Here is a 24,169-nt window from a genome sequence, read left to right as displayed (position 1 = left end):
GGCGTTCGGCGCCCCCGGCCTGCCGGCGCATCAGCGCAGGCCCTCCCGCGCATCGGCCAGGACGGCCGCGGCGGAGAGGGGCGGGTTCTCGGCGGGCGCTGCGGCGCGGTGGCGCGCGGCGACCCTGGCCAGCAGCCCGTCCACCGCCGCGAAATGCGCATCCCAGCGCGGCGCGGACCAGCCGCGCAGGCGCGCGATCTGCGCGGCGCGGTTGCGGCTCTCCGGCGCGGCGTAGTCGAGGATCATCCGCCGCCAGCCCGCGCCATCCACCGGGTCGAGGTATTCCGGCACCTGGCCGCCGACCTCGCGCAGCGCCGGCAGGTCCGAGCAGATGGCGGGCGTGCCGCAGGCCAGCGCCTCGGCGAGCGGCAGGCCGTAGCCCTCGGCGAAGGAGGGGAAGAGCAGCGCGCGGGCGCCGCGCAGCAGTGCCGCGACATCCGCATCCGGCAGCGCGCCGGCCTCGGTGACGAGGCCGCGCAGCAGGGCGCAGCGTTCGAGCAGGTCCACGACGTTCTCGTTCTCCCACCCGCGGCGGCCGACCAGCACCAGGCGCGGCGCCGCGGGCCCCCAGCGCGCGGCGAAGTCGCGCCAGAGATGGAGCAGCAGCAGGTGGTTCTTGCGCGGCTCGATGGTGCCGATGGCGACGAAGTAGGGATCGGTGGGCAGGGGACGGCGGCCCGCCGGCGCATCGGCGAGCTCGATGCCGAGGGGCGCGACGACGAGCGGCGGCGCGCCGTCCTGCGCGACGAGATGCGGGCGCAGCACCGCGGCCGTCGCGGCCGAGTTCACGATCACGCCATCGGCCATGGAGGCCACGGTGTCGAGCCGCCGCAGGTGCTGCATCGCCACGCCGGGACGCGCGTATTCGGGATGCGTCACCGGGATCAGGTCGTGGACGAGCGGGACGAAGGCCGCGCCCGCGGCGCGAAGTGCCGCGATCGGCTCGGGCCTTTCCATCAGCCGGTGCGAGACGAGCAGGAACAGCGCGCGGCCTTCGCGCGCCAGCACCTCGCGCAGCCGCTGCCGGCCGCGGCCGACGGCGAGGCGGAGGTCGGACAGCCGGCCGATGCGCAGCGCGGCGCGGCGCGCGGCCTCGGCCCCGGTCCCGCCGGCCCAGGCGGCGGCCAGCGCGGCGGCCGCATCGGCCACCATGCCGCGCGGCACGGCGGCATAGCCGCCCCAGGGCGCGCGGGCGCAGAAGGTCACGGAAGCGGCCGGCGCGGCGAGCCATCGGGCGACATAGGCGGCCTCGACGCGGTCGATGCCCGATGGCGCGCGACGGCGCGCGCAGGCGAGGAACCGGGACACGTCCAGGACCACGTGCACGGCTGCTGCTCGCCTCCTCCGCTCAGGCTGGTGGATCCGCGGTCCGCACCCGGGCGACGGCTCTTCGCCGCGATCCCCGGGGGCGCATGACGCGGCCCCGGGGCGGCATCCGCGGGTGGCGCTCCTATCCCGCGCGGGCGGGGCATCGTCAACCGTCGTGTGCCGGCCCTGGCCGCGCCGGGGCTTCCGCGCCAGGATCGGCCGGACCGCTGACGGAGACGTGAAGGACCATGGCCATCTGGAAGCGCCGCGCCGATGCGGCGGAGATGCAGGCGCGGTTCGAGGGCAGCCTGCCCGGCCTGTTCGGCATCCGCATCATCGAGGTGGGCGAGGACTTCATCCGCGCCGAGATGCCGGTGGACGAGCGCCATGTGCAGCCCTTCGGCATCCTGCATGGCGGCGCCTCCGTCGTGCTCGCCGAGACGATCGGCAGCATGGCGAGCACCCTGACGCTCGAGGAGGGGCGCCGCGCCGTCGGGCTCGAGATCAACGCCAACCACATGGCCGGCGTGCCGAAGGGCGAGGTGGTGACGGCGACCTGCCGGCCGCTGCATCTCGGCCGCACCACCCAGGTCTGGCAGACCGAGATCCGCCGCTCCGACGGGCGGCTCGCCTGCGTCTCGCGCCTGACCACGGCGGTGGTCGAGCCGCGCGGCTGAGCGCCGGGTTGCCGCCCCCCGGGGCCGCCGCTAGCCTCGCGGCCGAGGAAACGCGGAGCGTCGCCGGCGCCATCGCCAGCCGCCGAGGAGACCGCCCTGATGCACCCCCTCTCCATCCCGCCCGAGATCGTGGAGCGCGTGATCGCGCGCTGCGGCCGCGCCCATCCCTTCGAGGAGCTGGTGCCGGAGCGGACCGCCTTCGTCGTGATCGACCTCCAGGTCGGCTTCATGGACCCCGCGATCAGCCATGCCTATTGCCCGATGGCCGAGCGCATCGTGCCCGCGGTGAACCGGCTCGCCGCGGCGGTGCGCGAGACCGGCGGGGGCGTGTTCTGGGTGCAGAACACGCATGACGAATCCTGCGACACGGAGTGGTCGGTGATGCAGCGCATGGCAACGCCCGAGGCCCGCGCGCGCCGCGTCGCGGCGATGAGCGAGGGCGCGCCCGGCCATGCGCTGTGGCCGGGTCTCGATGTGCGGGCGGAGGATGAGCGCGTGCTCAAGCGCCGCTTCAGCGCCTTCATCCAGGGATCCTCCGACCTCGCGGAAAGGCTGCGCGCGCGCGGCTTCGACACGGTGCTGATCGGCGGCACGGTGACCAATGTGTGCTGCGAGAGCAGCGCACGCGATGCGATGATGCTCGATTTCCGCGCCGTCATGGTCGCGGACTGCAACGCGGCGAACACGGACGCCGAGCACAACGCCTCGCTCGCCGCCTTCTGGAACATCTTCGGCGATGTCATGACGAGCGGGCACGTGATCGAAAGGCTGCGCGCGGGCGCGGCGGGGCGGCAGGCGGCATGAGCGGCAAGCCGAAGGTGGCCGTCATCGGGACGGGCGGCACCATCTCCTCCATGGGCCGCGGGCCGCTCGAACTGATCGACTACGGCGCGGCGGGGCGGGTTCTCGACGTGCATGGCGTGCTCGCGCGCGTGCCGGAACTGGCGGAGGTGGCGGAGGTGGTCCCGGTGCCCTTCCGCGCCATCCCCTCCACCGCGCTCGCCTGGCCCGAGTGGAAGGAATTGCTGCTGATCTGCGACCGTCTGGCGGGCGAGCATCCCGACCTCGCCGGCATCGTCGTCACCCATGGCACGGCGACGCTGGAGGAGACGGCCTATTTCCTCTCCCTCACGCTGAAGGTCGCGCTGCCGGTGGTGGTGGTGGGCGCGCAGCGGCCGGCCTCGGCGCTGGCCGCCGACGGGCCGATGAACCTGCTCAATGCCTGCCGCGTGGCGGCCGATCCGGGCGCGCGCGGCCTCGGCGCGCTGGTGCTGCTGAACGACGAGATCCAGGCGGCGCGCGAGGTGACCAAGACCTCGACCCTGCGGCTGCAGACCTTCCGCACGCCGGATTTCGGCTGCCTCGGCCATGCCGATGCGGATGCCATCGCCTGGTATCGCCGCCCGCTGCGCCGCATGGCGCCCGACACCGAGTTCGACATGCGCGGGATGGAGGCGCTGCCGCGGGTGGACATCGCCTATGCCTATGCCGGGGCCGATGGCGCGGCGATCGAGGCCTTCGTCGCCGCCGGGGCGAAGGGCATCGTCGTCGCCGGCTTCGCGCCGGGCTACGTGACGCCGGCGATGTCGGAGGCGATGGCGGCGGCGGTGAAGCAGGGGGTGGCGGTGGTGACCTCCTCGCGCGCCGGGTCGGGGCGGGCGGCGCGCACCACGAAGAACGCCGCGCTCGGCTTCGTCACCGCCGACAACCTGACGCCGCAGAAGGCGCGCGTGCTGCTCGCGCCCGCGCTCGCGCACGGCATCACCGACCTGGAGCGCGTGTTTGCCACCTACTAGGGCCGCGCGGCATGGCTGAGCGCGCCTGGGTGCGGCTGCCCTCGGGGCGGAGGCTCGACCTGCTGGCGCCGACGCCGCTCGACTGGACCGATGCCGACCTCGCGACGGGGCTCGCGCGCACCTTCCGCTGGGGCGGGCATTCCGCCTGGCCTGAGCCGCTCTCGGTCGCGCAGCATTCGCTCGCGGTGCTCGCGCTGCGCCGCGCGCGCACGCGCCATCGCCTGACGCCAGCGCAGGAACTGCGCGAACTGCTGCACGACGCCGACGAAGGCCTGATCAATTTCGACTGCATCTCGCCGCTCAAGCCCTTCCTCGGCCCTGCCTTCGCGGAGCTGCAGGCGCGGCTGCTCGCGGTCGTCGCCGCGCGCTACCGCCTGCCGCCCTGGACCGCCGAGGAGAAGCGCGCACACAAGGCGGCCGATGTCGCGGTGGCGGCGGCCGAGGCGGTGCATGTCGTCGGCTGGACGGCGCAGGAGGTGCGCGAGACGCTCGGCATCCGCGCCGCCGTGCTGGAGAAGGATCCCCTTGCTGTGCGTTATGGCGAGCGGCCCTGGATGCCCTGGGCGCCGGACGTGGCGGCGCAGCGCTTCCTCGATGAACTGACCTCGCTCCAGGCGCGCGCCGAGCGCGATTGACAGCGCCGCGACCGCGCACCTAGCGTCGCCGGAAAGGGAGGAGGCGGCGGGTGGACGACGTGCTGACGCCGTCGGCGGCGGAGTTCGAATCCTATCTCGACTCGGTGCGCCGCCTGGTGCGCGAGGTGCTGATCCCCGCCGAGCCCCGGCTCGAGGGCCAGGAGACCCTGCCCGAGGACCTGACCGACCGGCTGCGCGCCATCGGCCTGTTCGGCATCTCGATCCCGACCGCCCATGGCGGGCTCGGCCTGAGCATGGAACAGCAGGTGCGGGTGATGTTCGAGGTGACGCGCGCCTCGGCGGTCTATCGCGCGCGCTTCTCGACCACCATCGGGCTCGGCAGCCAGCCCATCCTCTACAACGGCACCGAGGCGCAGCGGCGCGAATGGCTGCCGCGCATGGCCTCTGGCGCCTGCACCGCCGCCTTCGCCCTGACCGAGCCCGAGGCCGGCAGCGACGCCGGCGGGCTGCGCACGACGGCGCGGCGCGAGGGCGAGGCGTACGTCATCAACGGCACCAAGCGCTACATCACCAACGCCCGCCAGGCGGATGTGTTCATCGTCATGGCGCGCACCGCCGCCGGCACGCGCGACGCCGCGGGCATCTCGGCCTTCATCGTGCCGGCCGGCAGCCCGGGCCTCGCCTGCGGCCCGGCCGACCGCAAGATGGGCCAGGACGGCTCTGCCACCAGCGAGGTGTTCTTCGACGATGTCCGCATCCCCGCCGCCAACCTGATCGGCGGGCGGGAGGGCGGCGGCTTCAAGACCGCCATGCGCGGCATCAACCATGCCCGGCTGCATGTCGCCGTCACCTGCGTGGGCCAGGCGCAGCGGCTGATCGAGGAGAGCCTCGCGCATGTGAAGGCGCGCCGGCAGTTCGGCCAGGCGCTGGCCGAGTTCCAGCTCGTGCAGGCGCATCTGGCCGATGCCCGCGCCGAGCTGCTGGCCGCGCGCAGCATGATCCTCGAGACCGCGCGCGCCTTCGACGCGGCGGGAGAGGCGCAGGGCGGCATCATCGCCGACATCGCCTGCTGCAAGCTCTTCGCCTCCGAGATGCTCGGCCGCGTCGCGGACCGCGCGGTGCAGCTCCATGGCGGGGCGGGCTACATGCGCGGCACCGTCGTCGAGCAGTTCTTCCGCGACGCGCGCCTGTTCCGCATCTTCGAGGGCGCCTCGGACATCCAGCGCCTGCTGATCGGCCGCTCCATGCTGCGCGAGGCCGCCGACACCACCTGAGCACGGGAGGTTGACCATGCGCCGACGCCTTCTCCTCGCCGGTCTCGCGCTGCCCGCGCTGGCGCGGGCGCAGCCGCAGCAGATGCGCATCGTCAGCCCCTATACGCCGGGCGGCGCCTCCGACCTGCTCTCGCGCTTCGCCGCTCAGGCGCTGACCGAGGCGCTGGGTGGCACCGTGGTGGTCGAGAACCGCCCCGGCGCGGGCGGCAACATCGGCGCGGAATACGTGGCGCGCGCGCCGGCCGACGGTTCGGTCTGGCTGACCGCGGCGGCGGCCCATGCGGCCAATGCCACGCTCTATCCCCGCCTGCCCTTCGACATCCTGCGCGACTTCGTCCCGGTCTGCGTGATCGGGCTGGTGCCCAACCTTCTCAGCGTCCATCCCGCGGTGCCGGTGCGCGACTTCCCGGGCTTCCTGGCCTGGGCGCGGGCGCAGCCGCAGGGCGTGAGCTACGGCAGCGCGGGCATCGGCACGCTGCCGCACCTCGTGATGGAACTCATCCGGCACCGCGCCGGCTTCCAGGCGGTGCATGTGCCCTTCCGCGGCAGCGCGCCGACCATCACGGAACTGGTCGCCGGGCGCATCCAGGCGGCCTTCGAGAACCTGCCCCCCAGCGCGGCGCAGGCGCGCGCGGGCGCGATCCGGCCCATCGCCATGTCCACCGCCCAGCGCCTGCCCGACTGGCCCGAGGTGCCGACCGTCGCCGAGACCTGGCCCGGCTTCGAGGCGGTGGCCTGGCAGGCGCTGCTCGCCCCCGCGGGCACGCCGATGCCCGTGGTGCGCCGGGTGGCCGAGGTGGTGCTGGCCGCCGTGCAAGCGCAGGCCGCGCGGCTGCGCGGCATGGGCGTGGAGCCGGGGGCCATCGGCCCCGACGCCTTCCCGGCCTTCCTGCAGGCCGAGGTGGCGAAATGGGCCGAGGCGGTGCGCCTCTCGGGCGCGCGCGTCGAATAGCGCGCCGGCCGGTCTTTGCCGGCGCGGCCGGACGGGTGATCATGTGCGCGGGAAACGCCAGGGGAAGATCCGCGCATGTCCGCATCCGTGCCGATTGCCGGCAACAGGTTCATCATCGTGGGCGGGGCGAGCCTGGTCGGCTCCGCCACCGCCGCCGGGCTGCTCGATGCCGGCGCATCGGAAGTCGTGCTGTTCGACAATTTCTCGATGGGCTCCGAGGCCGCCGTCGCGCATCTGAAGGACAACCCCCGCCTGCGCCTGGTGCGCGGCGACGTGATGCGCCTGCCGGACCTGCTGCGCGCCATGGAGGGCTGCCAGGGCGCGCTGCTGCTCGCCGCCTACATGACGCTGAACATGGACCGCGACCCCTGGGGCGGGCTCGACGTCAACATCCGCGGCGTGCAGAACGCGCTGGAGGCCGCGCGCGCCACGGGGGTGCGGAAGGTGGTCTTCGCCTCCTCCAACGCCGTCTATGGCTACGGCCCCGGCGTGAAGGGCGAGCTGGTGGAGGACACGCCCTTCCATTCGGCGGGCGCGCCGCCGGCCGCCATCCTCTACGGCGCGACCAAGATCATCGGCGAGCAGCTCTGCCGCGACTACAAGCGGCGCTTCGGCCTCGACTACGTGGTGCTGCGCTATTCCACCGTCTATGGCGAGCGGCAGCACTATCGCGCGGCGAATGCGCTCTACATCATCGAGACCTGGGACAGGGTGAAGCGCGGCGAGCGCCCGCAGGTCTATGGCGACGGCAGCGAGACCAAGCACTTCGTCTATGTCGGCGACCTCGCCCGCGCCAACCGCATGGCCTTCGAGGCGGAGGCGACCGATGTCGCGGTGAACACCTCCGGCCCCGCGCCGGTGACCACGCTCGAGCTGGTGCGGATGGTCACGAAGCTCGCCGGCTCCGACATCGAGCCCGAATTCGTCGGCGACACGCCGGGCAAGGTGCGGCTGACCTCCGGCGGCGCCTTCCGCATCGCGCATGAGGAAGCGTTCCGCGCGATCGGTTGGAAGCCGCAGGTCGGCATGGAGGAAGGCCTGCGCCGCCTTATGGCCTGGATCGAAAGCAACGAGGGAAGGACGTCATGACACTCACGCGAAGGACGCTGCTCGGCGCCGCCGGCGCCACCATCGCGGCCCCGGCGCTGGCGCAGCCGCGCTGGCCCGAGCGGCCGATCGAGATCGTCGTCGGCTTCGTGCCCGGCGGCGCGACCGACCTCGACGCGCGCGCCGTCGCGCCGCTGCTGGAAAAGCGCATCGGCGGCTCGGTGGTGGTGGTGAACCGGCCCGGCGCGGGGGGCGAGGTGGCGCTCGCCTCGGTGGCGCGCGCGCGGCCTGACGGGCATGTGCTCGGCACCACCAACATGCCCGGCCTGCTCACCATCCCGATCGAGCGGCGCGCGCAGTTCAGGCTCGAGGACTTCGCCGGCATCGCCAACATGGTCACCGACCCGACCGCGATCACGGTGCACGAGGACAGCCCCTTCAAGACGCTGGACGACCTGCTGGCCGCTGCCCGGGCGCGGCCGGAGACCATCACCTATGCCTCGCCCGGCACGGGCACGGACGATCACCTGCAACTCGTGCTGCTGCAGGCGCATACCGGCACCCGCTTCGTGCATGTGGTGTTCCAGGGCGACCCGCAGCTGCGTGCGGCGGTGCTCGCCCGGCAGGTGGATTCGACGGGCCTCAACCTCGGCCCCGTCTCGGCCAACCGGGAGAAGCTGCGGACGCTCGCCATGGCGGGGGCCGAGCGCAGCCCCTTCCGCCCCGACGTGCCGACGCTCAAGGAACTCGGGCATCCCGTGGAGATGGCCTCCGAGCGCGGCCTCGTCGCCCCCGCCGGCACGCCGCCCGCCATCCTTCAGCGCCTGCGCGAGGCGATGGCCGATGTCATCCAGGACCCGGAATTCGTCCGCGTGATGCGCGGCCGCTTCACCGAACCGCGCTACGAGGAAGGTGCGGCCTGGTTCACGCGCCTCGCCGGGCTGCAGGACCGCTACCGCGAGCTCTGGCAGCGCACGCCCTGGTCGCAGCGCTAGGCGCGGGCATGACCGCCTCCGTCGTCGGCGGCATCGCGGCGGTGGCGGCCCGCGATCCGGCGCGCGTCGCGGTGGTGGATGCCGGCCGCGGCATCGCCTATGCCACGCTCGCCGCGCATGCACGGCGCCTGGCCGGCTGGCTGCGGCGGCAGGGGATCGGGCCCGGGGACACGGTCGGGCTGACGCTGCGCGAGGAGTATCCGCATCTGCTCGCGACGCTCGCGCTGCTCGCGCTCGGCTGCCGGCAGGTGACGCTCGGCAGCCGGGATCCGCCGGCGATGCGCGCGGATCTCGCGGCGCGGCTTCGCGTCGCCGCCGTGCTCGGCGAGCGGGAGGCGGATGCGCTGCCCGGCATGCCGCTTCTGCGCCCCGATATCCGCGCCATCGCGGCGGAGGGGGCGGAGGATGCGCCTGCGCCGCCCCTGGCCGGCGGCGGGACGCTGGTGATCACCAGTTCCGGCACCACCGGCAAGCCCAAGCTCATCGCGCTGCCGGAAGCCGCGCTGGCGATGCAGGGGATGATGACGGCCGATCTCGGCACCGTGCGCTTCCGCAGCATCGGCAATGAGTTCAACAACGCCAAGCGGCTGCAGCTGCACACCCTCGCCGCCGGCGGGACGGAGGTGCTCGCCAACAACGGCGCCGGCGCCGAGGTGGCGGAGGTCTGCGCGCGCCACGGCGTGACGCGGCTCAACATCGCGCCGGTGAAGGCGGAGGCGCTGCTCGCGGCGATGGCGCGGCCGGGCGCGCCGCCCTGGCCGCCGCAGACCGGCATCACGCTGGCGGGCGGGCCGGTATCGGCCTCGCTGCGCCGGCGGCTGATGGCGGCGCTGACGCCCGATGTCTGCGTGCTCTACGGCACGAGCGAGACCGGCCCCGTCACCATCGCCCGGCCCGCGCATCACGACGAGCACCCCGACACGGTGGGCCCACCCGTGCCGGGCGTCATGGTCGAGGTGGTGGACGAGGATGGGCGCGTCCTGCCACCGGGCGAGCGCGGCCTCGTGCGCATACGCAGTGCCGCGGCGGCGACGGCCTATCTCGACGACCCGGAGGCGACGGCGCGCGCCTTCCGCGACGGATGGTTCCACCCCGGCGATGCCGGGTGGCTGACGCAAGGCGGGGCGCTGGTGCTCGCCGGCCGCGCGGACGACATGATGAACCTCGGCACCATCAAGATCTTTCCTGCCGAGATCGAGGCCGCCGCGGCGGGCTTCCCCGGCCTCGTGGAATGCGCGGCCTTCGCGCTGCGCTCGGCCGAGCATGGCGACATCCCGCTGCTCGCCGTGGTCGCGCGGGAGGGGATGGACACCGCCGCGCTGCTCGCGGCCTGCCGGGAGAGGCTCGGGCTGCGCGCGCCGCGGCGGATCGTCGCGCTCGATGCGCTGCCGCGCAACGCCGCGGGCAAGGTTCTGCGGCGGGACCTCGCGCGCCTCGCGGGACTGTCCCGGGACTGATCTCCGGCGGCGATGGATCAGGCCCTTGACGGCCGGGCGTCAGCGCTTGATCCCGCGCGCGGTGCCATCGGGCGAAACCTCGGCCGTCTCGCCTGCTGGCATGCGGCGGCGCTTGCCCCTGGGGCCTCGCCTCGTCAGATTGCCCATAAAGGAAGCCTGCCAGACCGATGGACCTGCCGCCCGCCCCATCCACGCGCGATCGTGCCGCGCTGCGCGCCCTGATCGCCGAGGGCGTGCGTCAGAACCCGGTCGTCACCGTGACCGATCCGGACCTGCGCGCGCTGCTCGACGACCCGGCGGCGGAATGCAGCTTCGAGGCGCTGGGTTTCGATTCCCTCGCCCGCATGGAGCTGTGCATCTGGCTGCAGCTCGAAGCCGGCATCGAGGTGAGCGAGGCGGCGCTGCTCGACCATCCCGGCGTGGCCGCGCTCGCCGCGCATCTGGCCGTGCGCGGCTGATGGATGCCCTCGCGGCGCTGGCCGCCTCGGCGACGACCGCCGATCTCTACCGCGCGCAGATCGAGGCGGAGAACCGCCTGACGCCCGCCGAGGTGACGGCGCTCGCCGCCGGCGCCGATGCGCTGCCCGAGGCGGCGCGGCCCTGGATCGCGCGGCTCGATGGACTCGTGCGGCGCGTGCGGCCCGAGCCCGAGCCCTTCCGCCGCCGCGACATCGCCCCGGGCGTGACGCTGTTCGAGGCCGAGGGCGCGCCCGGTTCGCGGCGCGAGCTCGTCATCGGCTTCTGCGGCGTGGCGCACCGGCTGATGATGCCCGTCGCGCCTGTCCTGCAGGCCTTTCCCGCCGCGCGATGCGACGTGCTGGTGCTCGCCGACGCCTCGCAGGCGAGTTTCCTGCGCGGCATTCCGGGCTACGCGGCCGATCCGGTCGCGCTCGCGACGCGGCTCGGGCGGGATCTGCCGCTGTCGCGCTATGCCGCGCTGCGCTGCTTCGGCACCAGCGCGGGCGGGGCGGCGGCGCTCGCCTATGGCGCCGGGCTCGGCGCGCGCGTGGCGATGAGCCTCGGCGGCGCGCATCCGCTGGCCATGAGCGGGCGGCGCAGCGAGGGGCGGGAGCTCGACCGCCGCGCCTTCGACCGCATCATCGCGGCGGCGCCGGGCCGCACGCGCCTGCTCTGCGTGCATGGGCGCGGGCATGCGCGGGACGCGGTGCGCACGCGGCTGCACAGCATCGCGCTGCCGGGCAGCCGCGCCATCGCGGTGGAGGGCGTCGCGCATCACGGCGTCATCGCCGGGCTGTTCCTGCGCGATGCGATGGTGCGCTTCTTCGAGGAGCTGCTGCTCTCGGACACGCCGCCCGAAGGCTCGGTCTGGTTGCCTTAGCGCGCGCCGTCCGGATCATCCGGCGGGCGCGGCGACGCTGTCGCGGATGAAGCCGATCAGCGGCTCGACCAGCGCGGAACGGCCCTCGGCGTCGCCGAAGAGGCACATCTCCGCCGTGCCGCAGCCTGGCAGGTCGGGCAGTTCCAGAAGGCCCGGCGGCAGTCCCGTGCGGCCGAGCACCGTCACCGCGAAGCCGGCCTGCGCGGCGGCCGCGACGCCGGTGAGGGAGGCCGAGGTGAAGACCACCTCGAAGGCGATCCCCGCCCGCGCCAGGGCGGCGAGCGCCCGGTCGCGGAACATGCAGCCCTGCGGCAGCATCGCGATGGGCAGCGGGCGGCCTTCGGGGGGTTCCCAGCCGGGGGCGGCGACCCAGACGATGGTCTCGGTGAAGATCGGCCGGCCTTCCGTCTCGCCGTCGCGCCGCTTGCCGAGCACGAGGTCGAGCGCGCCGTCGGCCATCGCCGCGCGCAACTCGTGGCTGCGGCCGACCTCCACCTCGAGATGCACGTCCGGGTAGGTGCGGGCGAAGCGCGCCAGGACGGGCGCGAGGTTGCGCGGGATGAAGTGGTCCGCGACGCCGAGGCGCAGCCGCCCGGCCACCGGGGGTGCGACCATGCGCCGCACCGCCTCGTCGTTCAGCGCGAGGATGCGGCGGGCATAGGCGAGCAGCGTCTCGCCCTCCCGCGTCAGCGCCACGCCGCGGCCGCCGCGCTCCAGCACGCGCTTGCCGAGGATGTCCTCGAGCCGCTTCACCTTCAGGCTGATCGCCGATTGCGTCAGGCCGAGCGCGACGCCGGCGGCGGTGAAGCCGCCGCGCTCGGCGACCGTCACGAAGCCGCGCAGCAGGTCGAGGTCGAGGTCGGGAACGCGCATGACGGATGAGAAATCATCATGCGGCGAGGGCAGTCAATCACGAAGCGAAATGCGAACGGGGAGGGCGCCGCCCTCCCCGGACCCCTCCCGCCAAAGGCCGAAGGGCCTTCGGGAACCGGGATTCAGAATTCCTCGTCGCCGCCCCAGTCGCCGCCGTCATCGGCCGCGGCGGCGTCCTCGCCCCAGTCGGAGGCCGCGGGGGCCTTCTCCCCGCCCCAGCCGCCGGCCGAGGCCGGGTCCGTCCAGGGGGAGGAGACCGGCGAGGCATCCGCGCCGAAGGGGCTCGCCGCCTGCGCCGCACCGCCGCCGAAGGCGCTCATCAGCATGTTCCCGAGCAGCATGCCGCCGGCCACACCGGCCGCTGCGGCGGCCGCGGTGCCGAGGAAGCCCATCCCGCCGCGCGACTGCTGCGCCAGCGCCTGCGGGTTGTAGCCGGGCGGATACTGCGGCTGCGGCCGGGGCGGCATGGGCGGGGGCATCTGCGCCGCCTGGCGGCCGCCGAACAGACCGCCGAACATCCCGCCCCCCCCGGCCTGCGCGGCCTGGGCCTGGGCCTGGCGGCGGGCGTTCTCCACCTCCCACTCCAGCTGCTGGATGCGGTTGTTCGCCTCGATCAGCGCCGCCTCCTGCACGAAGGCGGCCTGGGTGATGCGGTAGCGCGCCTCGGGGTGGCGGGCGAACAGATCCGCGATGAGGCGGTCGGCCTCCGGATCCACCGGCGGCAGGTTCGGCTTCTGGGCCGGCGCCGTCGCGCCCCAGGGGCCGCTCGGGGGGCCAGCCACCGGCACCGCGCCGCTCATGCGCTCGACGAAGGCGGTGATGATGCGCCGTTCCTCGTCCGTCATCCCTCGATCATCCTCTCCCGACATGGGCCGGGGGCGCAGCCGTGCGGCGGCCCGCTGTCCCGACCGCGGGCGACATGGCCCAGGGCCGCGGCGCTTTCAAGCCGCGGCGGGCGGAGTCACGGGACTGTCGCGATCCGCGGCGGCAGGCCGAGCCGGCGCCATTCGATCGCCGGGCAGCGGTCCATCACGAAGGCGATGCCCGCCTCGCGCGCGCGCCTCGCCGCCGCCTCGTCCACCACGCCGAGCTGGAGCCAGACCGAGCGCGCGCCGAGCCGGATCGCCTCCTCCACCACGGCGCCGGCCTCGGCACTGCGGCGGAACACGTCCACCATGTCGAGCGGCCGGGCCTCGGCCAGCGTCGCGACCGCGCGGACGCCATGCACCGCGCGGCCCGCCAGCGCCGGGTTCACGGGCATGGCGTCGTAGCCGCGGTCGAGCAGGAAGCGGAAGACGCCGTTGCTCGGCCGGTCGGGACGGTCCGAGGCGCCGACCACGGCGATGCGGCGCGTGCGCAGCAGCAGGGCGCGGATCTCCTCATCCGTCATCGCGGCGCTCCCGGTGCGTCGAGGAATTTCTGCATCAGTTCGAGATCCAGCCACCGGCCGAACTTGCGCCCGACCTCCCGCAGCACCGCGCCGCGCGCGAAGCCGAGCCGCTCATGCATGCGGATCGAGCCCGCATTCGCCGCGTCGACGCCCGCGATCATCACATGCTTGCCCAGCGCGCGGGCGGGCTCGAACAGCGCGGCGACGAGTGCGGTGCCGATGCCGCGCCCGCGCGCCCCGTCGCGCACATGCACCGAATGCTCGACCGTGTGGCGGAAGCCCGGCCAGGCGCGGAATTCCCCGAAGGACGCCAGGCCGAGCACCTCGCCATCCTCCTCAGCCACCAGCACCGGATAGCCCGCGGCGCGGCGCTGCGCGAACCAGGCGCGGCGGTCCTCCTCGGTGAAGGGATCATCGGCGTAGATCGCGGTGGAGGTCGCGATGACCTCGTTGAAGATGGCGGTGATGGCGGGGATGTCGGCCTCGGTGGCGGGGCGGATCGGCATCAGAATTCCTCGAGCAGCCGCCCGCATCCGGCGACCTTGTCCATGATCCCGTTGGCGCGCAGCGCGTGCCAGTAGGTGGCGGCGTTGATGGCGATGACCGGCTTGCCGAGCCACAGCTCCGCCATCGCCGCGAGGCGCACCATGGAAAGGTTGGTGCCGACCTGCACGATCGCGTCCACGTCGTCGCCATCGAGCTTCTTCAGCGCCGCGACGCATTCAGCCGGCGTGACCTGCGCGATGCCGGTCCAGGAGCGGCATTGCAGGGCGATGTCGCGCACCACGGTGAAGCCCATGTCGCCGAAATAGCGCGCCACTTCGGTGTTCATCGCCGGCCAGTAGGGCGAGAGCACCGCGAGCCGCTTCACCCCGCCATAGGCGTTCAGCGCCGCCGTGCAGGCATGGCTGCCGACCGAGATGTCGAGGCCCGACACCTCCTTCACCTGCGCGATGAAGCGGTCCGCACCCTTCGCGCCATCGAAGAAGGTGACGGCCGACATGCCCATGACCAGGTAGTCCGGGTTGCAGGTCATGACCGAGCGCACGGCGTCGAGCGTGTTCGCCCCGATCAGTTCCGCGCCGGCGCGGAAGGTCTCGTTGGAGACGGCGTCGGCATTGGGCGTGAAGATGCGCGAATAGTGGTTGGTGACGCCGGCCGGGCGCATCATGTCGAAATCCGGCTGCACGACGGTGTTGGTGGACGGCCCCATCACGCCGAACAGCCTCCGCCAGCCCAGAACGTCCCTGCCCATCGCAACCCTCCTTCACGCCGGCCCCGGCGTCCCGAGCCTGCCACAGGCGCGCGGGCGCGCCAGCCCTTGCATGCGGCGCGCGCAGGCGGAAGGATCGCGGGTCTTCACGTCGGAGAACCAGGACCATGATCCGGACCAGCCGCCGCCCGCTGTTGCTCGCCGCCCCCGCGCTGCTGCTGCCGCGCGCGGCCGGCGCGCAGGGCTCATGGCCCGACCGTCCGATCCGCTGGATCAATCCCGGCCCGGCCGGCGGGGCGGGGGATGTGATCTCGCGTCTGGTCGGCGACCGGCTCTCGGCGCGGCTCGGCCAGCCGGTGGTGGTGGAGAACCGGCCGGGGGCCGGGACGAATATCGGCATGACCGCGCTCGCGCGCAGTGCGCCGGACGGCTACACGGTCGGCCTCGCCTCCATCGCCTCCCACGCCGCGAACCGCTGGCTGCACGACACCATGCCCTTCGATGCCGAGCGCGACTTCGCCGCCGTCGGGCTGATCGCGCTGGTGCCGAACATCGTGGTGGTGCCGCCGCAGAACCCGCCGCGCGACCTGCAATCCTTCATCGCCTGGGCGCGCGGGCTCGGGCGGCCGCTGAATTTCGGCTCGGTGGGCATCGGCTCCTCGCAGCATCTCGCCGCCGCGCAGTTCGGGCAGATCACGGGCATCGAGATCACCCACGCGCCCTACAACCAGGCCGGGCAGATGAACACGGACCTGATCGAGGGGCGGCTCGACGTGCTGTTCCAGTCCATCTCCGCCGTCGCGGCGATGGCGCAGGGCGGACGGATGCGCCCGATCGCCGTCAGCGGCCCGGAGCGCGTGCCCGCCTTCCCCGACCTGCCCACCATGCGCGAGCAGGGCGTGGACGTGACCACCACGGGCTGGTTCGGCCTCGCCACGCCCGCGGGCGTACCGGAGCCGATCCTCGCGCGGCTCGACGAGGCGCTTGCCGCGTCCTTGCAGGAGCCGGACCTGCGCGAGCGCATCATCGCCGGCGGCTCGGTGCCGCGGGTGATGCGCCGCGCGGAGTTCGCCGCCTTCATGCGGGCCGAGAGCGAGAAGGTGGGCGCGATCGTGCGCGCGACCGGCGCGCGCCGCGGATAGCCGCGCCGACATGCGGCTGCGGGTGCTGTGCTATCCCGGCGCCCTCCAGGCGGCCTCGAGTTCCGCGCGCGTCATCAGGTCGGCGTATTTCTGGCCGATGTCGAAGAGGTTCGCCTCGTGCGGCCCGATCGCGCGGTCGCCGACGCAGTCCGTCACGCAGATGGTGCGGAGATTGTGCTGCATCGCGTCCACCACGGTCGCGCGCACGCAACCCGATGTGGTGCAGCCCGCCACCGCCACCGTGTCCACGCGCCGGAAGGCGAGCCATCCGGCGAGGTTGGTCTCGAAGAAGCCCGAGGCGCCCTGCTTGCGCACCACCAGCTCGCCCGGCAGTGGCGCGAGTTCCGGGACGATCTGCGACAGCGGGCTGGTTTCCGTCAGCTTGCGCAGCGAGGGCGCCTTCAGCGTGAAGACGCCGGCATCCGAGCCGTCCTCGGCATAGACGACGCGGGTATGCGCGACGGGCCAGCCGTGCCGGCGCGCGAAGGCGAGGAGATGCACCGTCTGCGCGATCGCCGGGGCGATGTTGCCGCCGCCGAAATGCGCCGGGTCTGCGAAGCCCACGACGAAATCCACGATGACCAGCGCCGGCGCCTGCCCGAGCCCGGCGCGGTTGCCCATGCCCTGGCGGTGGTAGATGTCGGCCTCGGGGTGTCCGCTCATGCCACCTGCTCCAGATCCCGCAGCGACTGGATCATCGAGGTGCGCAGCAGGAAGGCGCGGTGCTTCGCCGGGTCGGCGGCGGTCGCGCGCAGCTCGTCGTGGTAGGCGCGCCGCACCTCGGGGTCGCGCTGGTTCAGGATCTGGCGGTTGCGCAGCGCCGTCGCCTGCACCGTCTCGAGCGCGACCTTCCGCCGCTGGCGCGAGTAGCGTTCCATCAGCGCCGGATCGGCCCCGCGCCAGACCTCAGCGAGCTTCTCCGCGAGGTTGAAGGCGTCGTGCACGCCCCCGTTCATGCCCATGCCGCCGAGCGGATTGTTGATGTGCGCCGCATCGCCGGCGAGGAAGCAGCGGCCCTTCGCATAGGTGTCCGCCACGCGCTCATGCACGCGATAGGCGGTGCGATGGCGCAGCTCGTAGCCGGCGGGGTTAGGCGCCACCGCCTGCAGCCGTTGCTCGATGCGCGCCGGGTCCATCATGCGCGCCTCCGTCTCCTCGGGGTCGGTCGGGAAGAGCACGCGCCAGAGGGATGCGGTGCGCAGCAGCACGAACCATTCCTCGGGGTCCGAGATGTAGGCGATGTTGGCGAGGTCCTCGATCGCCTCGTGGAAGGGAAACGGGGTTGAGAGGGTGAGGAAGATCTCGGGGATGGTCATGCCCTCGAAGCCGATGCCGAGCGACTTGCGCACCGCCGAGGAGGCGCCGTCCGCGCCGATCAGGAAGCGGCCGCGCAGCGGCTCCCGCGAGCCGTCGGGCCGCTCGATGGTCAGCGTCACGCCGTCGGCGTCCTGCGCCACCTCCACCGCCTTCGCATCGTAGAGGAAGGCGACGGCGGGATTGGCCGCGAGGCGGTCGCGCAGCATGCGCGTCAGGCGCCACTGCTCGCATTGCAGCCGGTAGGGGTGGCGCGTGTCGTCCTTCAGATGGCCGAGGTCGAAGGTCGCGATCACGCCGGCATGCCGGTCGCGGAACTGCCAGGTCGGGCAGATAAGGCCCTGCGCGATCATCGCCTCCGTCACGCCGAAGCGGTCGAGCATGTCGAGGGTCGGCGGGTGGAAGGTGGAGGCGCGCAGGTCGTCCGGCAGGTCGCGCGCCTGCTCGACGATCAGGACGGGGATGCCTTCCTCGGCCAGGGCGGCGGCGGCGACGAGGCCGGCAGGGCCGGCGCCGGCGATCAGGACGCGGTTCTCGGTCATCCGGCGATTGCAGCGCGGCGCGTCGCGCCCTGCAAGGGCGCTTGATGCCGGCCGCGCGGGCCGCATCTACTGGGCCATGGTGTTCTCCTTCCTCGACCGCGCGCCGCGCGTCGCGCTGCTGCGTTTGACCGGCCTGATCGCGGCGCGTCCCGACCCTTTCGGCGGTGGGCTCTCGGCGGCGGGGATCGGCCCGCTGCTCGAGCGCGCCTTCTCCATCCGCCGGCTCGCGGCGGTGATGCTGGTGATCAACTCGCCCGGCGGCTCGCCGGTGCAGTCCTCGCTGATCGCCGCGCGCATCCGCCGGCTCGCCGAGGAGAAGAAGGTGCCGACCATCGCCGTGGTCGAGGATGCCGCGGCCTCGGGCGGCTACTGGGTCGCCACGGCGGCGGACGAGATCGTGGCCGACCCGGCCTCCATCCTGGGTTCGATCGGCGTCATCAGCGCAGGCTTCGGCTTCACCGAGGCGATCGCGCGGCTCGGCATCGAGCGCCGGCTGCGCACGGCGGGGGAGGAGAAGTCCTTCCTCGACCCCTTCCGCCCCGAGCGCGGCGAGGATGTGGCGCGCCTCGAGGAACTCCTCGCTCGGCTGCACGAGGAGTTCAAGGACTGGGTGCGGATGCGGCGTGGCGCGCGGCTCAAGGCGCCGGAGGAGACGCTCTTCAGCGGCCGCTTCTGGCTGGGGCGAGAGGCGCTCGCCCTCGGCCTCGCCGACGCGCTCGGCGATGCGGAAGGCGAGGCGAAGCGCCGCTTCGGGGAGAAGGTGCGGATCATCCGCCTTGGCCAGCGGCGCCGGCCCTTCCCCTGGCGCCTGATCCCGGGGGCGCGGGAGGGCGTCGAGGCGCTGACCCATGCGCTGGAGGAACGCGCGGCCTGGGCGCGGCTCGGCCTATAGGCCGGCCACACCGGCCCCCAGCGTCTCGAACAGCCGCGCGAGCATCCGCGTGCGTGGCAGCAGGCAGCGCAACTCGACATATTCCTCCCGCGTATGCGGCCCGCCGCCGATCACGCCGAGGCCATCGAGCGTCGGCACGCCGAGCGCGCCGGTGAAGTTGCCGTCCGAGCCGCCGCCGGCGACGCGCTCCCCGGCCGAGGGCAGGCCGCATTCCGCGGCCAGCATCGCCGCATGGTCGTAGAGCGCCTGGATGGCCGGCGTCTTGACGAAGGGCGGGCGGCCGAGGCCGGGCGAGACCTCGGTGCGCACATCCGCATCATGCCGCGGCAGCGCCTGCACGGCGGCGCGCAGTTCCGCCTCCTCGGCCGCGGTCGGCACCAGCGCGTAGCAGATCGCGTTGCATTCGGCGGGCACCATGTTTTCATGCGTGCCGCCCTGCACGATGCCGATGTTGACGAAGAAGTTGCGGGGATGGTCGGTCAGCGCCTCGAGCGCGAGGATGTGGTGCGCCATTTCCCGCACCGCGGAGCGGCCCTCGGCGTGATAGGCCCCGGCATGGGCGGGCCGGCCGATGGTGCGGATGTGCCAGCGCGCGATGCCGTGCCGCGCGACGGTGAACTTCCCGCCCTCGCCGGAGGGTTCCACCACCAGCGCGGCGCGATGCCTCAAGGCTTCTGCCTCGATGGCGGCGCGCGAGGACGGGCTGCCCACTTCCTCGTCCGGGATCATCATCACGCTGACCGGCAGGCGCGGGCGGCGGCCCTGCGCGTGCAGGTGCTGCAGCGCCGCGACCGCCATCGCATTGCCGCCCTTCATGTCGTAGATGCCCGGGCCGTAGGCGCGCTCGCCCTCGGCGCGGAAGCCGAAGGTCCCGCGCTGATGCACCGTGTCCATGTGGCCGAGCAGCAGCAGGCCTGGGCCGTCCTCGGTGCCCTGCACGCGGCCGATCAGGATGTCGCCGTAGCCGTCGCGGCCCGGCGTGCGCTCGATGGCGGCGCCGATCCCGCGCAGCAGGCCTTCCGCGTGGTCGGCCACGCGGTTGACGCCGGCGGCGTCGTTGGTCGGGCTCTCGATCTCCACCCAGGCCCGCACGGCATCGAGCAGCCCCTCGGTCGTCAGGTCGCGCATGCTCATCCTCCCGCGGGCTTGTCCGGCATCCGCGCGAAGATCCGCGCGATCAGGCCGGGCGGCAAGGCGCCGAGAAGGCGCGCCATGGCGTAGGTCGGCCAGGGATAGGCGATGCGCGTGCGCCCGCGCGCGATGCCGGCGAGCGTCCGCCGCGCCGCCTCCCCGGCATCCATCAGCAGGGGCATGGGGAAGGGGTTGCGCGCGGTCATCGGCGTGCGGACATAGCCGGGGCAGACGGCATGCAGGCGGATGCCGCGCCGGCGCTCGCTCGCGTCCAGAGCCTCGGCCCAGCGCTGCACCGCCGCCTTGGTCGCGCAATAGGCCGGCGCACCGGGGGCGGCGAGGAAGGCGGCGAGGGAGGCGATCACCGCGACCCGCCCGCGGATGCCGTCCGGCCCCGGCGCCTGTTCCGCCATGGCGGCGATGGCGGGCAGGGCGGTGTTGAGCACGCCGGTCACGTTGGTCTCGAAGATCCGTCGCGCCTGCCCGGCCGGTTCCGTCGCCCCGCCGGTGCCCGCCGAGACGCCCGCATTGGCGATGACGAGATCGAGCCGCCCCGCGCCGCCGATCCAGGCCTCCATCGCCGCGGCGTCGCGCACGTCCAGCACGCGGGCGCGGACCTCGGCGCCACGGGCGGCGCAGGCTGCGGCGGCGGCATCGAGCCGCGCCGCGTCGCGCCCGGAGAGGTGCAGCATCGCCCCGGGCCGCGCGCAGGCCTCGGCGAGCGCGCGCCCCAGCCCCGAGGAGGCGCCGGTGATCAGCACATGGTTCCAGCCCGCTTGCATCCGGCCCCTCCGCGGGGGAGAAGCGGCGCCATGGCCGCACACTCCCTTTCCTCGATGACCGGCTTCGCCCGCGAGGGCGGCGCGCTGCCGGACGGTTCCTCCTTCCAGTGGGAATTGCGCAGCGTCAACGGCCGCGGCCTCGATGTACGGCTGCGCCTGCCCGGCGGCTACGACGCGCTGGAAGCCCCGCTGAAGGAGATGGCGGGCCGCGTTCTCAAGCGCGGCAATGTCTCGGCGACGCTGAGCGTGAAGCGGGAGGACCGCCCCGCCGCGCGGCTCACGCCCGACCCCGTCGCGCTCGAGCAGGCGCTGCGCATCGCGCTCGACCTCGCCGCGCGCATCCCCGGCGCGCCGCCGCCGCGCGCCGAGGCGCTGCTCGCCCTGCCCGGCGTGCTGCGCGCCGAGGCGCGCGAGCCCGACGAGGCCGAGGAGGAGGCCGCGCGCGCGGCCATCGCGGCAGCCTTCGCGCGGGCGCTGGAGGGCCTCGTCGCCTCGCGCCGCGCCGAGGGCGCGAAGCTCGCGGAGATCCTGGGCGTGCTGCTCGACGAGATCGCCGCCCTGCGCGACCTCGCGGAGAGGGAGGCCGCGGACCAGCCCGCGCTGCACATGGCGCGGCTGCGCGAGAGCCTCGCCGCGCTGCTCGAGGGCGAGCGCCGCGTCCCCGAGGACCGGCTCGCCGTCGAGGTCGCGCTGCTCGCCGGCAAGTCCGACGTGCGCGAGGAGCTCGACCGCCTCTCCGCCCATATCGCCGAGGCGCGGCGGATGCTCGGCAGCGGCGAGGCGATCGGGCGCAAGCTCGACTTCCTCACGCAGGAATTCGTGCGCGAGGCGAACACGCTGTGCAGCAAGTCCGCGAGCACGGCGCTGACGCGCATCGGCCTGGAACTGAAGGCGGCGATCGAGCGGCTGAAGGAGCAATCGGCCAATGTCGAATGAGGGCATCGCCCGGCGCGGCCTGTGCCTCGTGCTCGCGGCCGCGCCCGGTGCGGGCAAGACCTCCGTCTCGCGCGCGCTGCTCGCCACCGAGCCCGCGCTGTCGCTTTCCGTCAGCGCCACCACCCGCGCGCCGCGCCCGGCCGAGCAGGAGGGCGTGCACTACTTCTTCAAGACCGAGGCCGAGTTCGACGCCATGGCCGCGCGCGGCGAGTTCCTCGAACATGCGCGCTTCCTCGGCCGCGCCTACGGCACGCCGCGCGGGCCGGTGGAGGCGGCGCTGGCGGCCGGGCGCGACGTGCTGTTCGACATCGAATGGCAGGGCCATCGCCAGATGAAGGCGGCGTTGCCGGAGGACGTGGTCGGCGTCTTCCTCCTGCCGCCCTCGCTGCCCGACCTCGAGGCGCGGCTGCGCGGCCGCGGGCAGGACAGCGAGGTCGAGATCGCCCGCCGCATGGCCGCCGCGCGCGAGGAGATCGCGCACTGGGACGAGTTCGACCACGTCGTGGTCAACCGCGACTTCGACGCGACGGTGGCGCAGGTGCGCGCCATCCTGCACGCCGCGCGCAGCGAGCGGCGGCGGCAGACCGGCATGTCGGCCTTCATCGCGGCGCTGCTCGCCGGATGAGCGGGCGCGGCGCGGCTTCCGGGATGCGCGCGTGACCGCCATCCTCGACATCGTCGCGCCGGTCTTCCTCATCGTCGCGCTGGGCTGGGGTGCGGCGGTGCGCGGCTTCGTGGATGAGGCCGGCTTCCGCGTCCTGATCGGGTTCACCTTCGGCGTCGCCTCGCCGGCGCTGCTCTTCGCCGGCGGCACCTCGGGCCATGGCGGGGGCGGGCCGGCGGCCTTCGCCTTCTTCCTCGCCGCGCTCGTCGTCTATGCGTTCGCGATGTGGCTCGGCGCGCGGCGGCTCGGCATGCCGCTCGGCGAGGCCGGGCTGTTCGGACTGAACGCCACCTTCGGCAACACGGTGATGATGGGCATTCCCCTCGTCGCCGCCGCCTATGAGGAGGCGGGGCTCGCGGTGCTGCTCGCCATCATCGCGCTGCATTCGATGGTGCTGCTGAGCCTCGGGACGGTGGTGGTGGAGATCGGGCTGCACCGGCACGCGCCGCCGCTCCGCGTGCTGCGCGCCACGCTCGGGGGCGTGGTGCGCAACCCGATCGTGATGGCGGTGCTGCTCGCGCTGGTGTGGAACGCGCTGCACCTGCCGGTGCCGGGCGCGGCGCGGCGGACGCTCGAACTGCTCGGCGCGGCGAGCCCGCCGCTCGCGCTGTTCTGCCTCGGCGGCTCGCTCGCCTCCTTCCGGGTGGCGGGCGCGATGGGGGAGGTGGCCTGGAGCCTCGCGCTCAAGCTCGCAGTGCTGCCGCTGCTGGTCTGGGGCATCTGCCTCGCGATGGGGCTCGGCGCGCTGGAGACGGCGGTCGCCGTGACCTCGGCCGCGCTGCCGACCGGCGCCAATGCCTTCATGCTGGCGCGGCGCTACCGCACGGGGGCGGAGCGGTCCGGGGCGACGGTGCTGGTCTCGACCGTGATCTCGGTGTTCACCCTGGCGGCGGTCCTGGCCTGGTTCCGCCCCTAAAGCGGATCCCGACCGGATGGGATCATCGGGTCGGGTGAAGATGCTCGCGAAAACAATGGGCTAGATTCGTTTCGGTGAGCCAATGCGATCGGAAACGGCTCTCGTCTCGCGCGCCAGCAGGCAGGAAGCGAGGCGGTGGAACTCGGCAATGCCCAGCGTCTCGGCACGGCGGGCGCCGTCTATGCCGGCGGCGGCGAGCAGCGCCTCCGCCTCGCCGAGCGGCCTCAGCGCGCCGCGCAGCATCTTCCGCCGCTGGCCGAACGCCGCCGCGGTGACGCGCTCCATGGCGGCGAACAGCGCGGGGCCGGGATCCTCGGCGTGCGGCGTGAAGCCGACCACGGCCGAGAAGACCTTGGGGGGGGGGCTGAAGGCGCCGGGCGGCAGGCGCAGCAGCATCGCGCAGCGGCAGCGCCACTGCGCGAGCACGGAGAGCCGCCCATAGGCCTCGGTGTCCGGCGCGGCGCAGATGCGTTCGGCGACCTCCTGCTGGAACATCAGCGTCATGCCCTCGAGGCTGGCGGCGCCGCGCAGCCAGCGCACCAGCAGCGGCGAGGCGACGTTGTAGGGCAGGTTGGCGACGATGCGCCGCGGCGCGGGAACCAGCGCCGCCGGGTCGGCCTTCAGCGCATCCCCCTCGATCACGCGCAGCCGGCCGGGATGGGCGGCGGCGAGTTCGGCCAGCGCGGCGACCGCGCGGCGGTCGAGTTCCAGCGCCACCACCTCCGCCGCTTCCGTGGCGAGCAGCGCGCGGGTCAGCCCGCCGGGGCCGGGCCCGACCTCGATGACATGCCGCCCCGCGAGGTCGCCCGCCAGCGCGGCGATGCGCGCGCAGAGCGCGGGGTCGAGCAGGAAATGCTGGCCGAGCGACTTGCGCGCATCGAGCCCGTGCCGCGCGACCGTCTCGCGCAGGCTCGGCAGGTCTGCCATGCCGGG

General features: G+C 73.8%; 27 protein-coding genes. 16 read left to right on the top strand and 11 right to left on the bottom strand.

The window, feature by feature from the left end:
* Positions 1-30 precede the first annotated feature (30 nt).
* The gene (locus tag FHS88_RS07535) at positions 31-1,326 is read right to left on the bottom strand and encodes a glycosyltransferase (RefSeq protein WP_184483146.1); all 1,296 of its coding nucleotides are present in this window, start codon (positions 1,324-1,326) and stop codon (positions 31-33) included.
* A gap of 230 nt (positions 1,327-1,556) precedes the next feature.
* On the opposite strand from FHS88_RS07535, the gene FHS88_RS07530 reads away from it, so the two are divergent.
* The 11 genes from FHS88_RS07530 (at position 1,557) to FHS88_RS07480 (ending at position 11,441) form a co-directional block, all read left to right on the top strand.
* Positions 1,557-1,985 carry a hotdog fold thioesterase gene (locus tag FHS88_RS07530; RefSeq protein ID WP_184483144.1) on the top strand — a complete coding sequence of 143 codons (429 nt, stop codon included), beginning with the start codon at positions 1,557-1,559 and terminating at the stop codon, positions 1,983-1,985.
* Positions 1,986-2,084: 99 nt separating this feature from the next.
* On the top strand, positions 2,085-2,789 hold the full coding sequence (locus FHS88_RS07525; protein WP_184483142.1) for a cysteine hydrolase: 705 nt from the start codon (positions 2,085-2,087) through the stop codon (positions 2,787-2,789).
* Positions 2,786-3,781, top strand: a complete 996-nt coding sequence (locus FHS88_RS07520) for an asparaginase (RefSeq protein WP_184483140.1) — start codon at positions 2,786-2,788, stop codon at positions 3,779-3,781. Before FHS88_RS07525 ends, FHS88_RS07520 begins: the two co-directional genes overlap by 4 nt.
* 11 nt (positions 3,782-3,792) lie before the next feature.
* Positions 3,793-4,416, top strand: a complete 624-nt coding sequence (locus FHS88_RS07515) for a phosphohydrolase (protein ID WP_184483138.1) — start codon at positions 3,793-3,795, stop codon at positions 4,414-4,416.
* A gap of 50 nt (positions 4,417-4,466) precedes the next feature.
* Positions 4,467-5,651: an acyl-CoA dehydrogenase family protein gene (locus FHS88_RS07510; protein WP_338146459.1), complete on the top strand. Its 1,185-nt coding sequence runs from the start codon at positions 4,467-4,469 to the stop codon at positions 5,649-5,651.
* Positions 5,652-5,667: 16 nt separating this feature from the next.
* A complete protein-coding gene (locus FHS88_RS07505) occupies positions 5,668-6,603 on the top strand; it encodes a tripartite tricarboxylate transporter substrate-binding protein (RefSeq protein ID WP_184483136.1) in 936 nt (311 codons plus the stop codon).
* Between the two features lie 75 nt (positions 6,604-6,678).
* Complete coding sequence (locus FHS88_RS07500; RefSeq protein WP_184483134.1) at positions 6,679-7,692, top strand: NAD-dependent epimerase/dehydratase family protein; 1,014 nt, start codon at positions 6,679-6,681, stop codon at positions 7,690-7,692.
* Complete coding sequence (locus tag FHS88_RS07495) at positions 7,689-8,645, top strand: tripartite tricarboxylate transporter substrate binding protein (RefSeq protein ID WP_184483132.1); 957 nt, start codon at positions 7,689-7,691, stop codon at positions 8,643-8,645. Before FHS88_RS07500 ends, FHS88_RS07495 begins: the two co-directional genes overlap by 4 nt.
* An 8-nt stretch (positions 8,646-8,653) precedes the next feature.
* Positions 8,654-10,102 (top strand): class I adenylate-forming enzyme family protein, encoded by a 1,449-nt coding sequence (locus FHS88_RS07490; RefSeq protein ID WP_184483130.1) that lies wholly within the window; start codon positions 8,654-8,656, stop codon positions 10,100-10,102.
* Between the two features lie 167 nt (positions 10,103-10,269).
* Positions 10,270-10,560, top strand: coding sequence for an acyl carrier protein (locus FHS88_RS07485; protein WP_184483128.1), 291 nt, complete (start codon positions 10,270-10,272; stop codon positions 10,558-10,560).
* Positions 10,560-11,441: a hypothetical protein gene (locus FHS88_RS07480; protein ID WP_184483126.1), complete on the top strand. Its 882-nt coding sequence runs from the start codon at positions 10,560-10,562 to the stop codon at positions 11,439-11,441. Before FHS88_RS07485 ends, FHS88_RS07480 begins: the two co-directional genes overlap by 1 nt.
* Positions 11,442-11,456: 15 nt before the next feature.
* Here FHS88_RS07480 and FHS88_RS07475 read toward each other — a convergent pair whose 3' ends face one another.
* From FHS88_RS07475 to FHS88_RS07455, 5 genes are all read right to left on the bottom strand, one after another.
* The gene (locus FHS88_RS07475; protein WP_184483124.1) at positions 11,457-12,314 is read right to left on the bottom strand and encodes a LysR family transcriptional regulator; all 858 of its coding nucleotides are present in this window, start codon (positions 12,312-12,314) and stop codon (positions 11,457-11,459) included.
* Positions 12,315-12,436: 122 nt separating this feature from the next.
* Positions 12,437-13,159: a DUF2076 domain-containing protein gene (locus FHS88_RS07470; protein WP_184483122.1), complete on the bottom strand. Its 723-nt coding sequence runs from the start codon at positions 13,157-13,159 to the stop codon at positions 12,437-12,439.
* A 116-nt stretch (positions 13,160-13,275) separates the two neighbouring features.
* Entirely contained in the window at positions 13,276-13,704 is a 429-nt protein-coding gene (locus tag FHS88_RS07465) for a CoA-binding protein (RefSeq protein ID WP_184483120.1), read from the bottom strand.
* Entirely contained in the window at positions 13,701-14,210 is a 510-nt protein-coding gene (locus tag FHS88_RS07460) for a GNAT family N-acetyltransferase (RefSeq protein ID WP_184483118.1), read from the bottom strand. Before FHS88_RS07460 ends, FHS88_RS07465 begins: the two co-directional genes overlap by 4 nt.
* Positions 14,210-14,959, bottom strand: coding sequence for a maleate cis-trans isomerase family protein (locus tag FHS88_RS07455; protein ID WP_184483116.1), 750 nt, complete (start codon positions 14,957-14,959; stop codon positions 14,210-14,212). Before FHS88_RS07455 ends, FHS88_RS07460 begins: the two co-directional genes overlap by 1 nt.
* A 125-nt stretch (positions 14,960-15,084) precedes the next feature.
* Between FHS88_RS07455 and FHS88_RS07450 the strand changes: the two genes are divergently transcribed.
* A complete protein-coding gene (locus FHS88_RS07450) occupies positions 15,085-16,059 on the top strand; it encodes a Bug family tripartite tricarboxylate transporter substrate binding protein (RefSeq protein ID WP_184483114.1) in 975 nt (324 codons plus the stop codon).
* Positions 16,060-16,089: 30 nt separating this feature from the next.
* Here the strand turns inward: FHS88_RS07450 and FHS88_RS07445 are convergent, their stop codons facing one another.
* On the bottom strand, positions 16,090-16,722 hold the full coding sequence (locus FHS88_RS07445) for an isochorismatase family protein (RefSeq protein WP_184483112.1): 633 nt from the start codon (positions 16,720-16,722) through the stop codon (positions 16,090-16,092).
* Positions 16,719-17,915, bottom strand: a complete 1,197-nt coding sequence (locus tag FHS88_RS07440; RefSeq protein WP_184483110.1) for an FAD-dependent oxidoreductase — start codon at positions 17,913-17,915, stop codon at positions 16,719-16,721. The genes FHS88_RS07445 and FHS88_RS07440 overlap by 4 nt, the downstream gene beginning before the upstream one ends.
* Positions 17,916-17,991: 76 nt before the next feature.
* Here FHS88_RS07440 and FHS88_RS07435 point away from each other — a divergent pair, with 76 nt between their 5' ends.
* Positions 17,992-18,807, top strand: a complete 816-nt coding sequence (locus tag FHS88_RS07435; protein WP_184483108.1) for a S49 family peptidase — start codon at positions 17,992-17,994, stop codon at positions 18,805-18,807.
* Here FHS88_RS07435 and FHS88_RS07430 read toward each other — a convergent pair.
* On the bottom strand, positions 18,802-19,935 hold the full coding sequence (locus tag FHS88_RS07430) for a M20 family metallopeptidase (RefSeq protein ID WP_184483106.1): 1,134 nt from the start codon (positions 19,933-19,935) through the stop codon (positions 18,802-18,804). The genes FHS88_RS07435 and FHS88_RS07430 overlap by 6 nt on opposite strands.
* A gap of 2 nt (positions 19,936-19,937) precedes the next feature.
* The gene (locus tag FHS88_RS07425; protein WP_184483104.1) at positions 19,938-20,720 is read right to left on the bottom strand and encodes an SDR family NAD(P)-dependent oxidoreductase; all 783 of its coding nucleotides are present in this window, start codon (positions 20,718-20,720) and stop codon (positions 19,938-19,940) included.
* 30 nt (positions 20,721-20,750) lie between these two features.
* Here FHS88_RS07425 and FHS88_RS07420 point away from each other — a divergent pair, with 30 nt between their 5' ends.
* The 3 genes from FHS88_RS07420 to FHS88_RS21190 are packed head-to-tail and all read left to right on the top strand — an operon-like array spanning position 20,751 to position 23,236.
* Positions 20,751-21,656, top strand: coding sequence for a YicC/YloC family endoribonuclease (locus tag FHS88_RS07420; RefSeq protein ID WP_246419602.1), 906 nt, complete (start codon positions 20,751-20,753; stop codon positions 21,654-21,656).
* On the top strand, positions 21,646-22,281 hold the full coding sequence (gmk, locus tag FHS88_RS07415; RefSeq protein ID WP_184483102.1) for a guanylate kinase: 636 nt from the start codon (positions 21,646-21,648) through the stop codon (positions 22,279-22,281). The genes FHS88_RS07420 and gmk overlap by 11 nt, the downstream gene beginning before the upstream one ends.
* A gap of 31 nt (positions 22,282-22,312) precedes the next feature.
* Positions 22,313-23,236, top strand: coding sequence for an AEC family transporter (locus FHS88_RS21190; RefSeq protein WP_184483100.1), 924 nt, complete (start codon positions 22,313-22,315; stop codon positions 23,234-23,236).
* A gap of 60 nt (positions 23,237-23,296) precedes the next feature.
* Here FHS88_RS21190 and rsmA read toward each other — a convergent pair whose 3' ends face one another.
* On the bottom strand, positions 23,297-24,163 hold the full coding sequence (gene rsmA / locus FHS88_RS07405; RefSeq protein ID WP_184483098.1) for a 16S rRNA (adenine(1518)-N(6)/adenine(1519)-N(6))-dimethyltransferase RsmA: 867 nt from the start codon (positions 24,161-24,163) through the stop codon (positions 23,297-23,299).
* Positions 24,164-24,169: the final 6 nt, after the last annotated feature.

The organism is Neoroseomonas alkaliterrae, assembly GCF_014199195.1.
Lineage (GTDB): Bacteria > Pseudomonadota > Alphaproteobacteria > Acetobacterales > Acetobacteraceae > Neoroseomonas > Neoroseomonas alkaliterrae.
The sequence above is the reverse complement of the archived record's forward strand: the minus strand, read 5'-3'. Positions and strand labels throughout refer to the sequence as shown.

What these genes read in the sequence shown, in the direction of transcription:
- FHS88_RS07515 (WP_184483138.1), top strand. Translation starts at nt 3,793, where the DNA reads ATGGCTGAGCGCGCCTGGGTGCGGCTGCCCTCGGGGCGGAGGCTCGAC.
- FHS88_RS07420 (WP_246419602.1), top strand. Translation starts at nt 20,751, where the DNA reads ATGGCCGCACACTCCCTTTCCTCGATGACCGGCTTCGCCCGCGAGGGC.
- FHS88_RS07465 (WP_184483120.1), bottom strand. Translation starts at nt 13,704, where the DNA reads ATGACGGATGAGGAGATCCGCGCCCTGCTGCTGCGCACGCGCCGCATC.
- FHS88_RS07425 (WP_184483104.1), bottom strand. Translation starts at nt 20,720, where the DNA reads ATGCAAGCGGGCTGGAACCATGTGCTGATCACCGGCGCCTCCTCGGGG.
- FHS88_RS07470 (WP_184483122.1), bottom strand. Translation starts at nt 13,159, where the DNA reads ATGACGGACGAGGAACGGCGCATCATCACCGCCTTCGTCGAGCGCATG.
- FHS88_RS07505 (WP_184483136.1), top strand. Translation starts at nt 5,668, where the DNA reads ATGCGCCGACGCCTTCTCCTCGCCGGTCTCGCGCTGCCCGCGCTGGCG.
- FHS88_RS07525 (WP_184483142.1), top strand. Translation starts at nt 2,085, where the DNA reads ATGCACCCCCTCTCCATCCCGCCCGAGATCGTGGAGCGCGTGATCGCG.
- FHS88_RS07435 (WP_184483108.1), top strand. Translation starts at nt 17,992, where the DNA reads ATGGTGTTCTCCTTCCTCGACCGCGCGCCGCGCGTCGCGCTGCTGCGT.
- FHS88_RS07500 (WP_184483134.1), top strand. Translation starts at nt 6,679, where the DNA reads ATGTCCGCATCCGTGCCGATTGCCGGCAACAGGTTCATCATCGTGGGC.
- FHS88_RS07480 (WP_184483126.1), top strand. Translation starts at nt 10,560, where the DNA reads ATGGATGCCCTCGCGGCGCTGGCCGCCTCGGCGACGACCGCCGATCTC.
- FHS88_RS07520 (WP_184483140.1), top strand. Translation starts at nt 2,786, where the DNA reads ATGAGCGGCAAGCCGAAGGTGGCCGTCATCGGGACGGGCGGCACCATC.
- FHS88_RS07475 (WP_184483124.1), bottom strand. Translation starts at nt 12,314, where the DNA reads ATGCGCGTTCCCGACCTCGACCTCGACCTGCTGCGCGGCTTCGTGACG.
- FHS88_RS07455 (WP_184483116.1), bottom strand. Translation starts at nt 14,959, where the DNA reads ATGGGCAGGGACGTTCTGGGCTGGCGGAGGCTGTTCGGCGTGATGGGG.
- FHS88_RS07530 (WP_184483144.1), top strand. Translation starts at nt 1,557, where the DNA reads ATGGCCATCTGGAAGCGCCGCGCCGATGCGGCGGAGATGCAGGCGCGG.
- FHS88_RS07445 (WP_184483112.1), bottom strand. Translation starts at nt 16,722, where the DNA reads ATGAGCGGACACCCCGAGGCCGACATCTACCACCGCCAGGGCATGGGC.
- FHS88_RS07440 (WP_184483110.1), bottom strand. Translation starts at nt 17,915, where the DNA reads ATGACCGAGAACCGCGTCCTGATCGCCGGCGCCGGCCCTGCCGGCCTC.
- gmk (WP_184483102.1), top strand. Translation starts at nt 21,646, where the DNA reads ATGTCGAATGAGGGCATCGCCCGGCGCGGCCTGTGCCTCGTGCTCGCG.
- FHS88_RS07495 (WP_184483132.1), top strand. Translation starts at nt 7,689, where the DNA reads ATGACACTCACGCGAAGGACGCTGCTCGGCGCCGCCGGCGCCACCATC.
- FHS88_RS07485 (WP_184483128.1), top strand. Translation starts at nt 10,270, where the DNA reads ATGGACCTGCCGCCCGCCCCATCCACGCGCGATCGTGCCGCGCTGCGC.
- FHS88_RS07490 (WP_184483130.1), top strand. Translation starts at nt 8,654, where the DNA reads ATGACCGCCTCCGTCGTCGGCGGCATCGCGGCGGTGGCGGCCCGCGAT.
- FHS88_RS07430 (WP_184483106.1), bottom strand. Translation starts at nt 19,935, where the DNA reads ATGCGCGACCTGACGACCGAGGGGCTGCTCGATGCCGTGCGGGCCTGG.
- FHS88_RS07450 (WP_184483114.1), top strand. Translation starts at nt 15,085, where the DNA reads ATGATCCGGACCAGCCGCCGCCCGCTGTTGCTCGCCGCCCCCGCGCTG.
- FHS88_RS07460 (WP_184483118.1), bottom strand. Translation starts at nt 14,210, where the DNA reads ATGCCGATCCGCCCCGCCACCGAGGCCGACATCCCCGCCATCACCGCC.
- rsmA (WP_184483098.1), bottom strand. Translation starts at nt 24,163, where the DNA reads ATGGCAGACCTGCCGAGCCTGCGCGAGACGGTCGCGCGGCACGGGCTC.